This window comes from Natrinema hispanicum (assembly GCF_004217335.1).
GTDB lineage: Archaea > Halobacteriota > Halobacteria > Halobacteriales > Natrialbaceae > Natrinema > Natrinema hispanicum.
In genome coordinates, this window is sequence record NZ_SHMP01000007.1 from 176269 (window position 1) to 194728 (window position 18460).

Genomic DNA, 18460 nt, shown 5'->3' on the forward strand with positions numbered 1-18460 from the left:
GCGGCCTTGGGCAAGCTCCTGGTGAGCAACAGCATTCGCCTAGAACAGCGTATCTCAGCCTTCTTACTTCACTTCTCCTCATCCGTGGATTCTATTTCCTGTTCACTCAGTTACCACACCGGCATTCGCTCTGTTCGTCCATGACTCAGCACAGTTCACGAAGCGACGTTCGGGAAGTACCGATACTACTATCCCCAGAGCAATCCCGGAAATCACACTCACCCATTCATCTATACAGGAACAGTCAGATATAATGAATCTATGGGGAGGAAACGCGAACTCACAGTCACAAACTGATCGTGACACACCATTGGGAATGTCCGAGAATTGCGGTAGGGTCGGTCGGACGATCTCGAGCAGCAGTAACTACAGATGCGTACGTACCGACTGTTTGGTCCATTACCGCTAAAAGGAACAATTCACCGTGCTGAACTCACTCTCTCTTCAGTATACATTTCCATCAATTCTCGAGAGTTTCAACAGAGCCAGTACTCTCCGTTTTAGAAGCCGGAGAACAGACCGTCATCTTCTTGCTCTGCGTCTTCTTTCCAGTCCATCGTTGACTTCAGAACGAGCGACTCCTTAGAAGAGCCGTTGTCTCCGAAGCCTTTCGGGGCCAATTCCACGACTTCTCCCAAAACATCTGAACCCGCGTCCGCAGCTTCACCGGCCTGCTCCTTGGCGAAGTCGTAGCCCTCGTAATCAGATATGTCGAAGTTGGAACGGTCCTTGACGAGGGACTCGGCATCCTCTCGAAGCTCGGTGAATTGCGGCTCTTCTTTGAAATCGTTCACCTTGTTTGTGACCCACTTCGCCTTCTCAGTAGTGATGACATCGTCGAACAACGCCTCGCGAATCTCCCAGTGGAGTTCGCTCATGAAGAACGCGACAAAGCGGTCGCCTCCGTAGCGCCCAAGACGGAACAGAGTCCCGCTCCGAGCAAAGAAGATCTTCTGGGTACCCTTCCATGCGAGTTTGAAGGGCGCGCCAACCCACATGAGGCCGGTCTCAAGGCAGAGACAGGCGAGGCTTAGCACGAAATCTACATATTTTGTCCGCTGCTCTTTAGATAGGCCTTCAACGATCTCAGCGGGGCCACTGATCGCGGTCGCGAACGCTTCCGCTTTTTTGAGGACGTTATTCACACTCCCAATGAGTGGTGCATAACGCACTACGATGTCAGCACGCCTTCCGATTGAATTCAGCAAGCTCTCGTCGATTATTCCAGCGAGATTACGCTCATGAAGCACTTCGACAAGCCGACTGAATGACCGGAGATCTGAACGTGCAGCTGAGGCTTTCCCCATGACCGCTGCGATGTCTTCTGTCGAATACTTCTTGAGTGCATCCGATGCAGACTGCTCCAACTTGTGAATATCCTGAGCAGCGTCCCACGCTTCTTTCTGGCGCCCTTTCGGGTCTTCCACGTACCCAACCGATGCCGGGAGCTTGCTCACATTGAACTTGTAGGGACCGTCAGGCACCTCTGCCGCTACTGCTGAAGACCCGAGTAACTGCGTAGCCATCGCCCCGCCGATCCCTTTTAGCAACATCCGTCGTCGAGTATATTCAGGCTGCAATATATCAAACAAAGAGTATTAGATAACATATATCTTTCGGCAGATTGTAAGCAGTTTCAATCTACAGGTCAGACTGCTAAAAGCACACAAGTATTTACTTTCAAATCGGCTAGTACTCGGTGCGCGTACTGTACTCACTGCGAGTGTTGTCTCCGAAAGGTAGAGTAGGATCGGCCGATCGGACAACCCACCCCCACCCTAGTTGCTTAATAGTACCCGGTGAATTCTTGATCGTATGCAATCAGCGAATGCCACCTTTCAGGAAGTGTTCGCAACGTGGGCGCGTCATTCCGCGCCGTGGATGCTGTTGTTCTTTGTGCTGTTCACAATCGCAGGCTACGCACTGATGCTCTGAGAAAGAATACTATCTACTCCGGCGGCACCCACACATCCTGTAGAATCTCGTGAGCTTTCGCCATAACACGGGCGCGCCGTTCGTTGTTCGCGTTTTGTGCTTCTCGAAGCATCTGCAACACGCGGTCGATCTCTTCTTGGCTCTCCTGTGGTGCAGACTGGATCTTTTGGAGTTCCTCGATCGCCACGTGGAAACATGAATCGCGGAGCGTCATTCCCGGGCCCGCACTGTCCGGTTCATCGTAGCCAGCAGATCCGGGCTGGGCACTCCCCTCTCGCGTCATGTCGATCACCTCTGCTAGATGCTCGTTGTCCGTAACGTCCTCGCCGTTGATATAATCCATAGCTCATAGTTGCTATGCAGGGTAGTTAACACTTGTTAAGGATGAACACGCAAGGCGACGCGACAGGAACCCGGTTGCCGTCTTGCTTTGAGGGGTTTGGAGCCAGCCAATTCTAACAGAATTGTGAAAACACTCGGTGGTAAGTTTAGGGCTGTAGTTACCGCGGGCGCGGTGTCCGAGAACTCGGGTGGCCTCGGACAGACTAGGCCTGACCTCTCTCTCGAGCACCACTACAAACTCGATTGCTGTCGGCTTTTGTCTGACATGCAGGCATCACAGACATCATCAGTGTCAAACAGCACGCGAACCGTGACGACATGAAATCTGGCTCAACAAAAAAGAAGTAGAGCGGTTTCTCAAGGCTACCGACGGAACCCAATAGCGGATCGAATTCGGTTTTTCTGCGCCTGAGAGGATGAGGCGCATACTCGTGTGTCTCGAGGCCACGAATGAGTACAGACCGACCACTCCAGAGCGACTCGCATCGAGATCGACCGACAAACGAGTACACGAGCGACCGCGATCGCAGTTATCCAGGAGACGTTGCCCGACTGAACGGACACGAGCTCGTCGCGATCGACGAGTGGCTTCCAGGCACGGAGCCAACACCGTACGAACTCAATCTCACAGATGGCTACGAGTACCGGACACGCTACTGGCGTTGCAGGAAGTGCGGCCAAGAACGCAACCATCGCGACGAGTTCACCACTCCCTGCGACAACCCCCAGCCACCGACTGCCCTCAAGGCAGGTGGTTACTCGATCGATGACCCACGAACTCGCCGTGCACTGAACAAGAAGTTGGACGTCCGCTTTGCGACAGTGGGCCCGATCTATGAAGTCGAGAGTGAGAGCGGGAATACCTACAAGGTCGATATCGAGGCAACAACGTGTACCTGTCCTGATTTCGAGCAGCGCCAGCCAGACGATGGCTGCAAGCATCTTCGCCGTGTCGACCTCGAGATCCGCACGGGACTTGTCCCGGCGCCGGATGGCACGTTCAGCCGCTGACTGTCAAGTGATCTCGTCACGCGAGACGGTTTGTAACCCCCGAAAAGGGTGCGGGGGCTCGAAAGGAGCCCACCGCAGCAACCCATGAGACAAAGAGAGACAGCAATCGCGTCGACAGACACTGAAACGACTCAGCTCTTGAACCGAGGGATCGCCAGATGACTGACCGCGACGAGTGCCGAATGCCGACGTGTTCGGAACCCGCTCGCGATCGTGCAGGATACACTGGTCGATTCTGTTCGGACAGCTGTGAGGTCCGCTACGAGCACCTCCAAGCGGACGCTCGAGACGCTGCAGTGGACGAAGCCGAGGATCGGTACTGATGCTCGAGCAGATCGATCAGCGTGGCAAGCGTTTCACGATCGATGACGAGGACAGTGTCGACGATGTCGCTTGTGACCGGTGTCGGCGAGCTGAACTGCTCGAACGACAGGCTCAAAGAGAGATCGGTGAACTCGAGCGTGCGAAGACAGTCGCTGGACCAGACAGTACAGATTCTGATATTGGAAAACTCGACCGATGACACGGGACTTGCGGTACGAAAGACACACCGTATTTCCTGAGAAGAACAGCTCAAATCGAGATCAGCTGTAAGCAGTGAGGAAACTCTCCCTTCATAGATAGTTGATACCGCACGCACACAGAGTTCACTCTGCACACGGTGTGTCTCGAGTCTCGAAAAGCGGTATGTCCGGTGGATCGAGGACGAAGATCAACACCGGACGGGACTGAGGGTGGGCGATGATTGAATCCGGGCAGTGTCGCGCGCAGTGGATCACGCGACAGGTAATATATCCGATGTCCTCATTATCAATCTCTTCCCGATTCCCAGTTACACGGACGCGACCGCGCATGACACGAACTCTGCCAGTCGAAAACACACTGAGAGTTCCGTTCTCAAATCGAATACTCTTCTGCCAGTTCAACCAGGTCGTAGACGTGAATTCCGGGTTCTCAAACACTGAGACTACTGCGGACACTGTGGTGTGAGAAAAGACAGACACCCCACCATGTCCGCTATTCTTCGAAAAAACATGTTACTAGAACAGCAGACATAGTGGTGTGATCTGACTGGCAATGAACGATCATATCTGGCCTTTCCGAAGACCTGTTATCGGAACGACGGACACAGTGGTGTCTATACGAGTACAGACACACCACCATGTCCGCTGTTCTTCGGAGAACACGTTACTATAACGACGGACATAGTGGTGTTAGAAAATATCGGCATCTGAAATTGGCCTTCTCAAGACTTATGACGAGGTTTAGGAGGCTTAGCGTACAATATGAGATTGAAAGGAGACACCCACCCCACTATGTCCGCAGTTCTTCTGAAACTAAGGGGGAGGTGGTGCTGATAAACCGATTGTCATACAACCACCTAACAACCACTAGTGTGCTTCTAGATATCATTCGGACGATAACACTGTCTACATAATAAATCTTTCTGCATCTAGATACTGATCTCAGCGTATGTCCTTATTTGAGTGAGTTACTGCGGACACGGTGGGGTGGGTGTGTGCTGAGTATCTTTATAAACTCCCAGAACAGCGGAAACGGCGGACACTGCGGCAGGGGGTGGTTTTAATATCTTCCACTCTAAATGTATTCCAAAACAGATGGGTGGAATGTTCGAGCGGGATCTGGATATTTACCGGAACCGAGACGCACTGAGGGAAGACTATCAACCCGATACTCTCGTTGGTCGCGATGAGGAGCTGGAACGATACAAAACGGCGCTTCAACCGGTAATCAACGGGGAACAACCGAACAACATCTTCCTCTATGGAAAGACCGGTGTTGGGAAGACCGCAGGAACCCGATTTCTTCTTGACCATCTAATTGATGACGCGGCTCAGTATGATGACATCAAGCTCACCGTAAAGATGCTAAATTGTGATGGTCTCTCAAGCAGCTATCAAATCGCAACAAGACTCGTCAATAAATTCAGGGACGAATCAAATCAGATCTCTACAACTGGATATCCTCGTTCCACTGTCTATGATATGCTATGGGAAGAACTCGACAAATGTGGTGGTACGATCCTTATCGTTCTTGATGAGGTTGACCACATCAATAATGATAGCATTCTCTACCAACTTCCTCGAGCCCGTGCGAACGGAAATCTATCCAATGCGAAAATTGGGATTATCGGGATCTCGAACGACTTTTCTTTTCGTGATAATCTCTCGCCGAAAGTCAAGAGTTCCCTGTGTGAGGAAGAGATACAGTTCCCGGCATATGATGCCCAAGAACTCATCCAGATCCTTCGTCAACGCGCAGACGTAGCCTTCTATGATGGTGTTCTCACTGACGGTGTTATTGAACTCTGTGCTGCATATGGTGCTAAAGACGCCGGTGACGCCCGCCAGTCATTGGATCTTTTGATGAAAACTGGTGATCTTGCACGAGACCGTGATACCAAGGCGATTACAGAAGATCTTGTTCGCGATGCTAGAAATGAACTTGAGCGAGGACGAATTCGCGAAGGAATCTCTGGATTGACTCAACACGGTCATCTTGTTCTCTATGCACTAATCACACTTGACAGAGAGGGGGAGACACCAGTTCGGTCTCGAGATATTCGGCCTAGATACACCAACTTTGCCAACCAGATTGGGGCTGATCCGCTCGTTCCTCGTCGGATGCGCGACCACCTCGGTGAACTCTCTATGTTGGGAATCATCTCCGCTGTTGAACGAAATGAAGGACGGCGTGGCGGAACTTATCGAGAATATTCTGTTGATATGGATATTAATATGATTCTTAGTGCACTTGACGAGACTATTACAGAGGTCGGTGTCCATGAGTCAATAGCCGGTATCTTTGCTGAAGACACGACGCTCGAACGGTACACCTGAGCCTGATTCTGATATTACTGCGGACATAGTGGTGTTGGGTCGTGAACTCGTCTGGGGAGTTCCGTTCTCAAATCGAATACTCTTCTGCCAGTTCAACCAGGTCATAGACGTGAATCCCAGTTTTGAACCAAAGCACCCGCTCGCTCGTTTCACCGAAGTCATCATTCGAGCAGTCTAACTGTTCGGAGACTGCGACAAGGAGATTCTCAGCATCTGCCTGGCGTATTTTCTTCAGCTTCGACTCGAGATACTCGGGTGTCCAGAATCCGATGATCTCGAGAATCGCTCGCCGGCCATCCGGGTGCTCGATCGCGAAATCGGGGATCATCACCTCATCACCGAGGTCAAACACATCGTTTTCGCGTAGTAACTCCCAGTCCGTGGTCGCTCGCTCCCATTTCTGGGCGAGTGTCTGCTCAAGATCGCTATCGAACTGCCTGCCGGTACTGTAGTGTGAATCGAGTCCGTCAGTGCCGTCTAGTCTGAGTTGCCGTGTCTCACCCGCTGTCTCATCGACAAGTACTGTGGCAGTCATCTCCCAGCGGTCACAGAGGGGCAATGCTGGCAGAAAGTTCGCCAACCGGATGCCGTACTTTTGCGATTGAGAGAACAACGACGCTGGCCCGTCAAGTATGGCCTCGTAGCCATCGGCACGGTCAGTTCGTTCGACACGCTTGCCATCAGAATCGATCGGATAGATCCGATGCATCAGTCCGAAGAGTTTGACGTAGCTGAATACCGTCCCGAAATGATCCCAGACACGGATTCGCATTTCAGTTGCGTCGTAGAGGACCGCCTGGGCGAGTGCAAGATTGTAGCGAGTGACCAGCCAGTCGACCGTCAGATCAGTGTGTTCGTACTCGCCGTCACTACTGCCAGTCAGTGTCGTCGTTGTGGTCGATTGCTCGCCAGTATCGGCATACTGGTCAGCGGTCCGCGTGCCGATCTGGACAAGTCGTTTGTTCTCCTCGAGGTCAGCATACATCCCGCGGTAGCATGCTTCGAGTGAGATACCCAACTCATCAGCAACTGCACTATACACCTCGATCTTCTGTGTGTCGTCACCGAGCGTGGGTTGGCGAACAACCGGATATCGCTTGTTGGCTTTCTCGAACAGGCGCTGGCGGATCTCACGAGACTCGACTGGAGACATGACTTCGAACTCACACTCGTCGAGAAGCAGTTTCGCCAGCCCTTGGACGATCTTGTAGTTGGTATCCGCTACAGTGAGTTCGTCGATCGCGTCTTCGAGATCGCCTTTCGGCTCACCGAGATGGGCATCGAACAGCGCAATGAGTTCGCGTGCCGTCTCTCGATAGTTCTCATCCGTCGGATCAATAAACAGCGGCTTGATTGCATCGCCGGTGGTACGAGAGCGAGCCAGATCAGCCGTCAGCATTCGTCGTCACCCCTTGTCGGCGCTGTTGGGACACGTATGTTTCCATCGTGTCTGCCGTGATAATCTCATAGAGTCGTGCCGGCTGGCGGTCATCTGTCGGCCGGAGGATGCGTCCAAGCCGCTGGGCATACTGCCGTTTCGAAGCGCTTCCCGACAGGATAATCCCCACGTTCGCAGCGGGAACGTCAATCCCCTCGTCGAGCACTTGAGACGTTGCCAGCATCGAGTATTCGCCAGTCCGAAACCGCTCGAGAATCTCGGTGCGCTCGTCCGTCTTCGTTTGATGGGTGATGCAGGGGACGATAAATTCCTGAGAGATTTCGTAGGCGAAGCCATTGTCCGCAGTGAAGATAATCGCGCGGTCGTCGTGGTGGCGTTTGAGCAGGTTGTCGAGCGTCTCGAGTTTTTTCTCTGCCGTTCGAGCGATGCGTTCGGCGCGCTGCTTGGCGATGAGTGCCCGCCGTCCCTTTGGATCGTAGGACGTCCGTTTGAGGAACTCCTGATAACCCTCCTCTTTCCAGAGATCGAACTCGTGGCTATCGACGTAGTCGCGATAGAGCTGGTACTCCTCGTCGTATGTCTCCCGTTCCTCGGCCGTGAGCTCGACAGACATATGGATGGTTTCGTACTCGCTGAGGTACTTGCCAGCGAGTTCGTCGACAGCCTCTTCATAGACAACCGGACCGATGAGATCCTTGAGGAGTTCATGCTTTCCGTCAGGCCGTTCGTAGGTAGCGGTCAGTCCCAGCCGATACGGTGCGATCGTCATTTCGGGAATCTGCCGGTAGGTCGGCGCTGGCAGGTGATGTTCCTCGTCGACGACGAGTAAGCCGAACTGGTCGCCGTATTCGTTGATGTAGCGGTAGGCACTATCGTAGGTAGTGACGGTGATCGCGGTGACCTCGTGGCTGCCGCCGCCGAGAACGCCGATCGGATCTCTGAGTTGATCGCCAAAGGCGTTGGTGAGTGTGGCGTGCCACTGATTCATCAGGTCAATCGTCGGTGTCACGATGAGTGTGCTCACGCCGGCATCAGCGATGGCCTGCAGTCCAAGAAAGGTCTTTCCGCTTCCGGTCGGAAGAACGACACTCCCCTGGCGGCCATGGTCAATCCAGGCGTTGAGGGCGGCCTGCTGGTAGTCACGCGGTTCGATGTGGAGCGCTGGCGTGAGATCGAGAGCAGGATAGGCCCGCGCGGTGTCTTCAAGAGCGTGAGCAAACCCGTCCTGAAGCGTTGCCTGCTCGTTTCCGTCCGACCAGGCGCCCACCCATTCGAGGAGGGACCGATATCGATATGCTTGCGTTCGGTACTCGTCGACGCGGTCGTCCCACTCCGCATAGGGGATATCGTCGGAGGCATCACGGAGCAAGAGCGTCCCGTCGTCGAATTCGACTCGCATTCAGTGTACAGACAGAGATCCTCGAACGGATTCAATATGTGGGTTCCTCGGGTTCCGGTGAGGCGTTCGTCCGTCTTGTCCTTCTGCAAACAGGGCGAGTGCCTTGGTGCTGGACTCCGAGAGGGGTCACGGTTGTGGATAGCCCAGTCAGGAGCCACGGTTGTTAGCGGCCGAGCCAGTACTGCCAGTCTGCAATCGCTTGTTCTGTGTCACGACCGGCTTCGAGAGGTTCCAGTTGCTCTAGCGGCACGCCAAGTTCTCTGTCCATCCACTCTATCGTCACGAACATCTGGCTGAGAGTCGGATCTGTCGGGGACATTCCAATCACGCGTATCGTTTCGCCTTCTTTGAGGGGAGACTCCTCTCGCTCGGTGACACAACGCGCTTCAAACGGGAAGTCCATCGTATCGTCCAGATAGGTGTACCATCCCCACGCCTGCTCTTCTGGACTGTAGGTGTCGACGATGATACGCATCTTGATGCGCTCTTCCCGCTCTTCGTCCTTCTCGGTCCATGTCATATGATGCTCGGGTAGGGGTGGCAGAAACCACTTGCCAACCAATCCAAGAGACACTCGATCCGCCCGTAGAGTGAACCGCCACGGGCGCGGTGGCCCGTGGCTTCCCGTGGATTAGTCGGACACACCCGCGACACCATCGGCGTGGTGACCTCTGGCGGTGTCGTGGGTCACGGTCGGCTGGGTCACACAGCCCGATGCCTGCCGTCGCAGCTTCCGCACGTTGGGAAGCGTCTTGAGAGCAGGCACATTCCTATCCAGTTTCGCCAATCCCTTCTTGGCGATGTTGATAGCCGCGTTCCGGTCAGCGTGGTCTTGCCGCCCACAATCCACGCACTTAAATCGCTTCTTGTTCCGGTTTGCACGAGTTGTCTGCTCACACTCGGTGAGTGAACACGCCTGACTCGTGTATTCCGGGTTGATTTTGTCGGACGGAACCCCTTGGAACGCGGCTTTGTACGTGATGAACTCTCGAAGTTTGCGGAACGGAAGTGAGTGAAGGCGACGGTTCATCCGGGTGCCATAGTCAATCGAGTTCCGCATCTCTTTGAGGTCTTCAAAGACGATGACGGGCTTCTCGAACTGAGACACCCACTCCACGACTTGTCGAGAGACTTTGTGGAGTTGGTCGTGGACGAACCGTTCCTCTTGTTGCTCGAACGCCCGGTCGAACGACGACTTCCCGTTGTTTTGCATCCGCTTTCGCATCGTGAAATATCGATGGCGTTCCTCCTTGATTTCAGGGAAGTCGATGACCACCGAATCAACAATGTCGTCCTCGTGGAGGGCAGCGAGCGCAACGCAGTCCTCGTTAATATCCACACCCACCACCATTCGTGAATCCTCTTTGTCTTGGATATCGGCCTCCGTGTGGGTGATATTGATGTGGAGTTCGTACTTCTCGTTCCGCCTCATTGCTTCTGCCGTTCCGACACGCCACGCATCGGATTGGATGGCGTGGCGGAGTTGTTCGAGGGCGTCGGGTGACCCGCAAAGAGTGCCTTTCACCGGGGTGTACGGCTTCGCGCTGAGACGGTAACGGATACAGTTGTCTTCGAGGAACAGGTTGTACCCTTCCTCGTAGTTTGACCGGAGCGGGTACGCGCTATCTGTGGTGTGGCTGGGTTGGTTGTAGTCGTCGTACTCGTAATAGTTTTCCATCGCTTCGAGCGACTTCTGTACGACGAGTTGGGCGGTGTTGTTCACGAGGTCGGCGTCAGACTCCAAGTCTTTCCGAATCTCATCCCAGTCATCACCGTTCTTTGCTCGGCGGATGGTTTCGTTGTACACGCAGCGGGCTTCGAGGAAGGCGTCGTCCAGAAGTTGCTGACCGGACTCGTCTGGTTGGAGTTGAAAGACGAGTGTTTTGGTCAGCGACTTCTGCATATTCTAATCGTGGTACTGCGGTCTTGTAAAGGTATGGAAGGAGGATGATAGGTTGGCCGAGTGTCGGGCTTCACCCCCGCGCCCGGTGGCGCGGGGTACTCGCCCTCGTTTCTTTGGTATAGATCTGAGTCACTGGACAAGGTTAACCAACGTGCACGCTATTGCCAAGCCGAACTGCTCGAACGACAGGCTCAGCGAGAGATCCGTGAGCTCGAGCGTGCGGAAGCAGTCGCTGGATCAGACAGTACCGGTTCTGATATTGGAGTACTCGACCGATGAAACGGAAGGTTGTGGAAGGAAGGACCCCACCATGTCCGCTTGACATCCTCCACGCCGTAAACGACGTGGAATCCCGACCGCCGTTGGGATATTAGGGTTTACAGTCCACGACCTGTTCTCGCGGGGCGAAACGGCCCTCACTCCGATCGAACAGATGGACTGAAGGCTGTGCCAACCAGCCGTTACTCCTATCCTGAGACGGACTTGGAGTTACTTTTTGTCGGATGTTCTCTGCACCGTTCACGTCCGCATTCGCGACGGTATCGCACTCCTCGCAGACGTACAACCCACGTTCAACGCGCTGATTGCCGTCTTTCGTCCCACAGGCGGAACACGTCTTTGAGGTATCACGTTCGGACTCAATCAGTACATCGATCCCCTCCGTTTCCGCCTTGTAGTCGAGTATCGACGTGAAGCGGTCAAACGCCCACCCGTGAAGATCGAGGTTGCCATGCGAGCCCCAGTTGCGAGACTCGCCGTTCTCGTTATCACGGATCCCTTCGAGATCACCGACTACGATGGTCCCGACACCCCTCTCTACGCACTCCGAAACGATCTGTTTCGAGAGGGTATGGAGGAAGTGGGTTCGACGTTCGGTACGTTTCCGGTCCAACCGAAGGCGCTCGTTCGATCGGCTATCGTCACACTTCGCTTTCTGCTTCCCAAAGTAGTATTCGTCCTCTTTCAGTGCGTTACCGGGGAAGAGGATCGACTCACTCCCGAACGAAAGCGCGGCGATGTTTGAGATACCGAGATCGACCCCCGCAACACCGTCGCCCGGTGGGTCGGAGTCGATTGACTTTCGGCAGATGAACTGAAGCCGCCATTCTTCGTACGTGTAGACGGCCCGGACCTGCTGGATATCCCACTCGGTGAGGTCTACGTCGGGACGGAGCTCGTACTCGCACAGCACGAAGTCCGAACGGTGTTCTTTGAGGTTGCGGCCTTTCGAGAGGCGAACGCGAGTGAACTGTGCATCATGCTTGAAGCCAGCCGCCTTGAACGTCACAGTAGAACGTGGGTGCGAATCGCCGCGTTTGCGGTAGCCGGGCGGTCGGGCACGGCTATCGCCGTCCCGACGCTTTGCGAACCAACCAGTGAACGCTTCAGCGAGTTCTTCGAGAACGCGCTGACTGGATTGAGAATGAAGGTCCGTATAGCGTTCGTGGCCTTTGAGTTCAGCTTTGAGTTCCCCGTCATCGGGGATCTCGCCCGTGTCGTCCCACTGTTCTTGTGCGTAGTAGCGACTGACGTTCCAGAGTTTCGATGCGGCCCATCCGAGTTGATCGAGGTCATCACTAACCTGCTGTGGGTTGGCAATTGACGCCTCGAAGGTTCGGACGGTACGCATCTATTTCTGGCTTCATAACCAGTTATAGTCCCGGAGAAGATGATAGTACCGCTCCAGTAGAGAATATCCGGCCATGCAATAGGCGATGGATTGTTGCATCAAGTGACGGTGCGCATCCACGCCCTCAAGGACGCGGTATTGCGCCTGTTCAGCGTATAACGTGTTCTACAAGAGAGACTGGTTAAGTAGACCGGGAGCCCCATTTTCGAGTTGTAAATGGGGATGGGGAAGAGATTATATCAGATGGAAAATTAAAACTCATGAGTCTTCTCCCCCCGTTTTCGAGTTGTAAAATCCGGGTCGCCTCGGGGCCACACCCAGAGGCACGTTGCCTATCACTGTGAACCGCCTCAGGGTCAAGCCCCGAGGCACTTGCCTTGCTTATCTGTAGAGTCAAGATTAGCTATTGGAACGAAACTTCTTCATTCGTTCTCGAACAACAGAGCTGATAGTTGGGTCTTCGTGAGCTAAATCAGCGAATCGAGAGTCTTCACGGATCGTCTCCATGATCGTTTCCGGGTCTTCGGAAAGAGAGAAGTACATGTGTACTCCTCTGCCACGTCCCCTCCCTCGACGCTCGAAGTCTAACACACCGTACGTACTCTGTTCAGTAACGTGATTCACGAAGGTTTCACGGCTGTATTTCTCTGCATCCATCGTGTCGGCGATAAACTGATACGTCTTAAATGCGGGACCAGCTGGAATCCACTCCAAGTTTTCTTTCGTATAGTGGGCAGTAGCCGCCACGGCATATGTGGAGAGCTTCTTCTGTGTCGAAATCCCGCTAATGTGGCGGAGTTTTCGGTTCTCAGTGTATTTCTCCTGTGCCTTGCGAACATCGGATTCAGTGACTGTATCCGCCCCCCGCCGTTCAGCTAGTTCACCAGCCCATCTGAGAAGGTCAATTGCTTTCCGTGCGTCCCCATGCGTTTGGGAACCGAACGCAGCAACAAGTGGAATGACGTCATCTGAAAGAGACTCCGGCTTGAACGCGTCGCGACGGTATTTGAGGATGCTACGCAGTTGCGTCGCATCATAGTCGTCAAAGAAGATATCATCGGGGTTGTAAGAGCTTTGAGCTCGACTATTGAGATTCTTCATGAAATCTGCATAGTTAGTAATGGTTGTAAGTGAGATCGGACCATCAAAGTCGGCGAGCTTTCGGGCCCGTGAAAGCTGGTAGATGAGAGAATTGTACTCTGCCTCCTGATACGGTCCCTCGAGCAGATCGATCTCATCGAGAATGAATATGACTCCATCGTAATGCTCTCGCATTAGTTCGTACAGGCGTTCGAGTTTTTGATCGGTTGAGACGCCGGTCTGTGGAACACCGGGATCAACACCGAGATCATCAGCGGCGGCTTTGACTAACCGATATACAGCACGATCTGCGGTCTTTGGACCCTCGCAGTTGATCGAAAGAACACCGAACACCTTTCCTTGGGACTCACACAGTTCGACGATCTGTTTACAGACTGCATGAATAATAAGCGATTTTCCTGTTCCCGAGGGACCACTCAGAAGCATATCCGGGATGCCTTCGTCCTGGAGGACAGGTTTAAGATTGTCAACGACTCGAGCCAGCTGGTCATCACGACCGACAATACGGTCCTCGTCAATGATGGTGTCTGAGCGAACAAGATCTTTATTCGCGAAGACACCACCGGACGACTCAGTCTGAAGTCGCTCTCGGATTGAGATACCGCCGCTTTCATCGTTCATTTCACTTAGGGGCGGGTCAGTAGTATCTGAGTCGGCCTCGAAGGTTGTTTGAGTCGTTGAGCTAGAGTTTTCGGGGTCAGTGGAGAGAGATTCACGGGCCTTTTCAGCGGCATGATCATTCGAATCTTCTGTACGTCTCTCTCGTCCCATTATGCCTCCCCTCGGACTCTGGGTATAAAAAAGTAGACCATTGTGGAGTTGTAACCAGCCGGAAACAGGTCCACTACCGACTATAAGGGCGTATTTGTAGAGTTAGCCAAAGACCGTCTTCGAAATCTATCGCCTCCGTTGTCGATTTGTAAGGGACGTGTATTCATCAAAAGGCAAAACAAGTACTCTCGAAACAGTTGGCCATGAACTTCGAACGTAAACCCACCCCGTTTTCGAGTTGTAAGATCCCGTCAGAAGGTCGGTGTGCCTTCTGACCGACCCCATTTTCGAGTTGTAATAGGCGAATCTATTAGTTCATCAAGAAGTCATGAGTAAAACACAATCAGAATAACATGAGCTAATATCTATATTATAGATGTCACATCACACCCCCCGTTTTCGAGTTGTAAACTCCGTAATTGAGTCGGTAGAACAACTTACGCAAGAGATATTCATGATTGATACTAGTGATATCTTATTGATAGAACGGTGCTTGGCCAACGGATTTGTCTCAATCAATCTACCCACTCCCCCCTTTTTCGAGTTGTAAGTCGTTTCGAGAGAGGAGGGGATAAGTAGAGCAAAAGGATCTGATTTAGCAAATAGAAGGATTAGAGTGCCTGAGTTGCTAGTATTCTTAATCTCAAGAACACACAAACGATCCAAGGTTAGAATATCTAATTAATACATTTAGATAGGATCTAAGTCTAGTACGGATTTGGTTGAACAACATTTCACATAAAACTTTGCATTATTAAGAGTATACGAGAAAATTGGTCTCTTAGGAATGCTATCCGGTGAATACGGCAGAATCTCTCTTTCATAGGATATTCTTCGAGGTTTCTCTCCCCCTCTGTATTGAGTTTACAACTCGAAAAAGGGGGGAGAGGGTTTGTAAGTTCTATTTCATCTTCTGAACGGGTGACATGCCGGTTGGCGGATTCCAGCTGTAAGAGTACTTGACGCATATCACTGCGCGTGCTCGAGGACTTGTTAAACATCCACGGGGTGTCAGAGTCCGAGCTGACATCAACACGGCTGCAAACATCGCCGATCGCGTTGATCTCTGTGGAGGGAGTGTTTGTAAACCAGGACGTGATGACTCGCTACATGGTGAAGCACTCTTTGCGGAATTAAAGCCACCGCGAGTTGAGTGCTAGAACTACACCGACAACGCTCGTGGCGTTAGGGCTGAACTCTCTCCGGTCATAAGCCAACTTTCAGCACGTGTTTAAGATAATTGACTAGATAGTATGTTCGGTAATACTGTCTAGTATTACTGACTAGCATTACTATCTTGTCTGGCTACATATTCTACACACGTGAATCAAGGCGGAATTCTTGCGATTGAGATGGATCCGCAAGATGGCACTCTCACCAATCACTTCGGTCAGATTCCACGCGCTCAAGTAACGGCAATCTCGAGAACTCGAAGATCGGCGCAAGACAGCGGGCGTGATGGTCGTAGGATACTGGACGCAATGATGGTTGTTGTGTACTGTTCGGACGTTCTCGCACTTCTAGAGACACTGGACGTATTGGAGTGCGTGTTCTAGTTGATCGAGCAAACACGATATACGACAGAAACCTAGGGTGGGGCTACGGAAATGACGGAAGTAAGCTGCTACGTCTTGAAGGGCGTGGCATTCAGCGTGGACTTTTGTTTAACCGATAAGGGGATAGGCGAATACTCTCCATTTACTCGATTGACCACTTTCCCTGCCAGATTCGGCCAGAGAAGGAGTCCAGAGCGGCAGTAGCTGTGGGAGGATATCAGTTCGAAGCAAAGATATTGGTCGCGACCCAGACAAGGACCTCCTCGCCGTCCTGATTGTGTGCGACCGTCTTATTCCGAACATAGCCACGATCATCGCGGCTCTCCGATGGACGCGTTTCGAGAATCTCGTTCGAAACAGTAAGCGTATCGCCCGCCCGAACCGGGTTCTGCCACCGGAGCTCATCCAGGCCAAGCCCACCCATACTCGCAGCTTCATTGAGGAATTCGTCTGCGAGGAGCCGCATGCAGACGCTGGCAGTGTACCAACCGCTCGCGATTACCCCACCAAAGATGGAGTCCCGAGCAGCCTCCTCGTCAACGTGGATCGGCTGCGGATCATACCGTCGTGCGAACTCCATCATCTCATTCTCTGGGACAGTATAACTACCGAGTTCTCGTCGTTGACCTTTCTCCAGGTCCTCGAAATACAGATCTGCCATTTCCGCTGTACAGTTCTCTTTCCCAATAAAAACTTCTCCGTAATAGTGCCAGCATTCAGAAGCGGCTGATTAGTCTGACTAGTAACACTGGTCAGTATTACTGACCAGCAATACTGTCTTGTCTGGCTAGTATTTTTATATGGGGAGACCATCTGCTTAGCGTGTATGATTCCGTATACAGTCTGGTCCGAGGCGGGTGGCGTCGGAAAGACGACGCTTGCGGCTAACCTCATGCGTGCGCACGCGAATCAAGGAACGAAAGTTCTCGGGATCGATATGGATCCGCAGGATGGCGGCCTAACCAATCACTTCGGTCTCGATGATCTGAAAGCTGATAGCGAGGCTGACAATCTCGTGCTCCATATGGTCGACCGACCACGAGGCGATTTTCATGACCTCATCCAGTCGACTGAAGGCGTCGATCTCGTTCCAAGCCACAATAATCTCGGCAACCTTGCTGATCTCCTCGCGACGGCCAAGGAACTCGAGGACCAGACGAGTCTCGAGGGGGAGTTTGAGAAGGAAAAGCAGCTCCGACGGGTCCTCGTCGACGCTGGTGTCCCATCGGAATACGACGTTATCATCATTGACCCACCAGCGTCTGAGGGACAACACCTGTACAACGCGGTTTACGCAACGTCGAACCTTCTCATCCCCTTCGAACCATCTCCGAAAGGCGAACGGAGTGTTCAGGGCCTCCGTGATGTGGTGAGCGGCCTCGAGACTGAACTCGGAGATATCGACGTCGGTGTTCTCGGTGCCGTCCCGAACAAGGTCAAGGGGACGAACGTGAACCAGAAATATCTCAATGCACTCGAGGAGGAGTCGCTACCGATCGCCCCTGTGTCGATTGGCGAGCGTGGATCGATGCTTGGTGATGCGTGGGACAACCAAGTGTCGATCTACGAACTCGCGGAGAACGATGACTACCGCGATCTTCGCGATTACGAAGAACCGACGCTCGAGAAGTTTGACGAGCTAGCCGAATTCATTGCCGATCAATTTGCGACGACAGAGGTCACAGCATGAAATCTGGTGGCCAAAACCCGTTTGCTGACGAGACTGAGCAGAGTGACCAACCAGAGGAACAGGAAGAAGAAGTCAGTACTACTGGCCAGTCAGAGGAACAGGAAAAGGTAGTCAGTAACACTGGTAATACTGATCAGTCTGACCAAGCTGGTGGGCAAAAAGATACAGTCAGTAATACTGGACAGACTGACCAGGTCGATCTGGAAGAAAACCCGGCGCAGTCTGGAAGTAATACCAGTCAGTTTGACCGATCAGACTTACCACGAATAGTTGTTAGAGACTCAGTCAAAGAAGACCGTGATGGGGGTGTGCACCAACTGTTCGTCTACCAGGATACCGAGGATAAAGAGAAACAGGCACGCCGTGATCTTGAGGACCGATTTGACGATGATCTCTACAAGCTCGATGCTCGAGAAGCGATATACCTCGCCGGGATGCAAAATTTAGACGACGCCGAGGATATTCTCCGCGAGTGGGGTATGGACTTCTAACGCTTTCTTTTCCTTAGACCGGCCAATCCGAAAGCTGACTGTGATGTGACTTGAGCATACCGTCATCGTGTCGCAACACCGATGAGGATCCCCCTTGTCAGAAGTGGCGTATCGAAGTTGGCAATCCCGATTACAGCAAGGCAGAATGTGAGGACGCCAGCAGTATCGACTGGACTTGCAACTATTCCTCGAGAGGAAGAAGACCTGACGCCATCGGGAAGTAATACTGGCCAGTTAAACTGATCAGTATTACCCAAAACACTGTTAGGGTCTCTGTCAAAGAAGGCCGTGATGGGGCGTGCATCAACTGTTCGTCTACCAAGATACCGTGGACAAAGAGAAACGGACATGCCTCGATTTCGAGCAGCGAT

15 protein-coding genes are annotated in these 18460 nt (G+C 52.8%); 6 read left to right on the forward strand and 9 right to left on the reverse strand.

All coding sequences use genetic code 11. The annotated features are described in order from the left end of the window. Positions 1 to 500: 500 nt before the first annotated feature. On the reverse strand, positions 501 to 1526 hold the full coding sequence (locus BDK88_RS17430) for a hypothetical protein (RefSeq protein ID WP_130501485.1): 1026 nt from the start codon (positions 1524 to 1526) through the stop codon (positions 501 to 503). Between the two features lie 422 nt (positions 1527 to 1948). Further along, positions 1949 to 2278, reverse strand: a complete 330-nt coding sequence (locus BDK88_RS17435) for a hypothetical protein (protein ID WP_130501486.1) — start codon at positions 2276 to 2278, stop codon at positions 1949 to 1951. 449 nt (positions 2279 to 2727) lie between these two features. Between BDK88_RS17435 and BDK88_RS17440 the strand changes: the two genes are divergently transcribed. The 4 genes from BDK88_RS17440 (at position 2728) to BDK88_RS17450 (ending at position 6149) form a co-directional block, all read left to right on the forward strand. Then, the gene (locus BDK88_RS17440) at positions 2728 to 3288 is read left to right on the forward strand and encodes an SWIM zinc finger family protein (protein WP_130501487.1); all 561 of its coding nucleotides are present in this window, start codon (positions 2728 to 2730) and stop codon (positions 3286 to 3288) included. 158 nt (positions 3289 to 3446) lie between these two features. Next, positions 3447 to 3611: a hypothetical protein gene (locus tag BDK88_RS21340; RefSeq protein WP_165396991.1), complete on the forward strand. Its 165-nt coding sequence runs from the start codon at positions 3447 to 3449 to the stop codon at positions 3609 to 3611. Further along, positions 3611 to 3811: a hypothetical protein gene (locus BDK88_RS17445; RefSeq protein WP_130501488.1), complete on the forward strand. Its 201-nt coding sequence runs from the start codon at positions 3611 to 3613 to the stop codon at positions 3809 to 3811. The genes BDK88_RS21340 and BDK88_RS17445 overlap by 1 nt, the downstream gene beginning before the upstream one ends. 1096 nt (positions 3812 to 4907) lie before the next feature. Then, complete coding sequence (locus BDK88_RS17450) at positions 4908 to 6149, forward strand: orc1/cdc6 family replication initiation protein (RefSeq protein WP_130501489.1); 1242 nt, start codon at positions 4908 to 4910, stop codon at positions 6147 to 6149. 67 nt (positions 6150 to 6216) lie between these two features. Here BDK88_RS17450 and BDK88_RS17455 read toward each other — a convergent pair whose 3' ends face one another. From BDK88_RS17455 to BDK88_RS17490, 7 genes are all read right to left on the reverse strand, one after another. Continuing rightward, positions 6217 to 7548, reverse strand: a complete 1332-nt coding sequence (locus BDK88_RS17455; protein ID WP_130501490.1) for a DUF790 family protein — start codon at positions 7546 to 7548, stop codon at positions 6217 to 6219. Beyond that, positions 7535 to 8947: a DEAD/DEAH box helicase family protein gene (locus BDK88_RS17460; protein WP_130501491.1), complete on the reverse strand. Its 1413-nt coding sequence runs from the start codon at positions 8945 to 8947 to the stop codon at positions 7535 to 7537. The genes BDK88_RS17455 and BDK88_RS17460 overlap by 14 nt, the downstream gene beginning before the upstream one ends. A 163-nt stretch (positions 8948 to 9110) precedes the next feature. Continuing rightward, positions 9111 to 9467 carry a calcium-binding protein gene (locus BDK88_RS17465; RefSeq protein WP_049912044.1) on the reverse strand — a complete coding sequence of 119 codons (357 nt, stop codon included), beginning with the start codon at positions 9465 to 9467 and terminating at the stop codon, positions 9111 to 9113. A gap of 111 nt (positions 9468 to 9578) precedes the next feature. Beyond that, positions 9579 to 10850 carry an RNA-guided endonuclease InsQ/TnpB family protein gene (locus tag BDK88_RS17470; RefSeq protein WP_130501492.1) on the reverse strand — a complete coding sequence of 424 codons (1272 nt, stop codon included), beginning with the start codon at positions 10848 to 10850 and terminating at the stop codon, positions 9579 to 9581. A gap of 370 nt (positions 10851 to 11220) precedes the next feature. Beyond that, positions 11221 to 12480 (reverse strand): RNA-guided endonuclease InsQ/TnpB family protein, encoded by a 1260-nt coding sequence (locus BDK88_RS17480; RefSeq protein ID WP_130501494.1) that lies wholly within the window; start codon positions 12478 to 12480, stop codon positions 11221 to 11223. A 399-nt stretch (positions 12481 to 12879) separates the two neighbouring features. Further along, positions 12880 to 14352, reverse strand: coding sequence for a Cdc6/Cdc18 family protein (locus BDK88_RS17485; RefSeq protein ID WP_130501394.1), 1473 nt, complete (start codon positions 14350 to 14352; stop codon positions 12880 to 12882). Positions 14353 to 16125: 1773 nt separating this feature from the next. Then, positions 16126 to 16569 (reverse strand): MaoC family dehydratase, encoded by a 444-nt coding sequence (locus tag BDK88_RS17490; RefSeq protein ID WP_092935432.1) that lies wholly within the window; start codon positions 16567 to 16569, stop codon positions 16126 to 16128. 165 nt (positions 16570 to 16734) lie between these two features. Between BDK88_RS17490 and BDK88_RS17495 the strand changes: the two genes are divergently transcribed. Next, positions 16735 to 17598 carry a ParA family protein gene (locus BDK88_RS17495; RefSeq protein WP_092935434.1) on the forward strand — a complete coding sequence of 288 codons (864 nt, stop codon included), beginning with the start codon at positions 16735 to 16737 and terminating at the stop codon, positions 17596 to 17598. Then, a complete protein-coding gene (locus tag BDK88_RS17500; RefSeq protein ID WP_092935436.1) occupies positions 17595 to 18089 on the forward strand; it encodes a hypothetical protein in 495 nt (164 codons plus the stop codon). The genes BDK88_RS17495 and BDK88_RS17500 overlap by 4 nt, the downstream gene beginning before the upstream one ends. Positions 18090 to 18460 lie beyond the last annotated feature (371 nt).

What these genes read in the sequence shown, in the direction of transcription:
- BDK88_RS17500 (WP_092935436.1), top strand. Translation starts at nt 17,595, where the DNA reads ATGAAATCTGGTGGCCAAAACCCGTTTGCTGACGAGACTGAGCAGAGT.
- BDK88_RS21340 (WP_165396991.1), top strand. Translation starts at nt 3,447, where the DNA reads ATGACTGACCGCGACGAGTGCCGAATGCCGACGTGTTCGGAACCCGCT.
- BDK88_RS17490 (WP_092935432.1), bottom strand. Translation starts at nt 16,569, where the DNA reads ATGGCAGATCTGTATTTCGAGGACCTGGAGAAAGGTCAACGACGAGAA.
- BDK88_RS17465 (WP_049912044.1), bottom strand. Translation starts at nt 9,467, where the DNA reads ATGACATGGACCGAGAAGGACGAAGAGCGGGAAGAGCGCATCAAGATG.
- BDK88_RS17430 (WP_130501485.1), bottom strand. Translation starts at nt 1,526, where the DNA reads ATGGCTACGCAGTTACTCGGGTCTTCAGCAGTAGCGGCAGAGGTGCCT.
- BDK88_RS17470 (WP_130501492.1), bottom strand. Translation starts at nt 10,850, where the DNA reads ATGCAGAAGTCGCTGACCAAAACACTCGTCTTTCAACTCCAACCAGAC.
- BDK88_RS17440 (WP_130501487.1), top strand. Translation starts at nt 2,728, where the DNA reads ATGAGTACAGACCGACCACTCCAGAGCGACTCGCATCGAGATCGACCG.
- BDK88_RS17485 (WP_130501394.1), bottom strand. Translation starts at nt 14,352, where the DNA reads ATGGGACGAGAGAGACGTACAGAAGATTCGAATGATCATGCCGCTGAA.
- BDK88_RS17480 (WP_130501494.1), bottom strand. Translation starts at nt 12,480, where the DNA reads ATGCGTACCGTCCGAACCTTCGAGGCGTCAATTGCCAACCCACAGCAG.
- BDK88_RS17450 (WP_130501489.1), top strand. Translation starts at nt 4,908, where the DNA reads ATGGGTGGAATGTTCGAGCGGGATCTGGATATTTACCGGAACCGAGAC.
- BDK88_RS17445 (WP_130501488.1), top strand. Translation starts at nt 3,611, where the DNA reads ATGCTCGAGCAGATCGATCAGCGTGGCAAGCGTTTCACGATCGATGAC.
- BDK88_RS17460 (WP_130501491.1), bottom strand. Translation starts at nt 8,947, where the DNA reads ATGCGAGTCGAATTCGACGACGGGACGCTCTTGCTCCGTGATGCCTCC.
- BDK88_RS17495 (WP_092935434.1), top strand. Translation starts at nt 16,735, where the DNA reads ATGATTCCGTATACAGTCTGGTCCGAGGCGGGTGGCGTCGGAAAGACG.
- BDK88_RS17435 (WP_130501486.1), bottom strand. Translation starts at nt 2,278, where the DNA reads ATGGATTATATCAACGGCGAGGACGTTACGGACAACGAGCATCTAGCA.
- BDK88_RS17455 (WP_130501490.1), bottom strand. Translation starts at nt 7,548, where the DNA reads ATGCTGACGGCTGATCTGGCTCGCTCTCGTACCACCGGCGATGCAATC.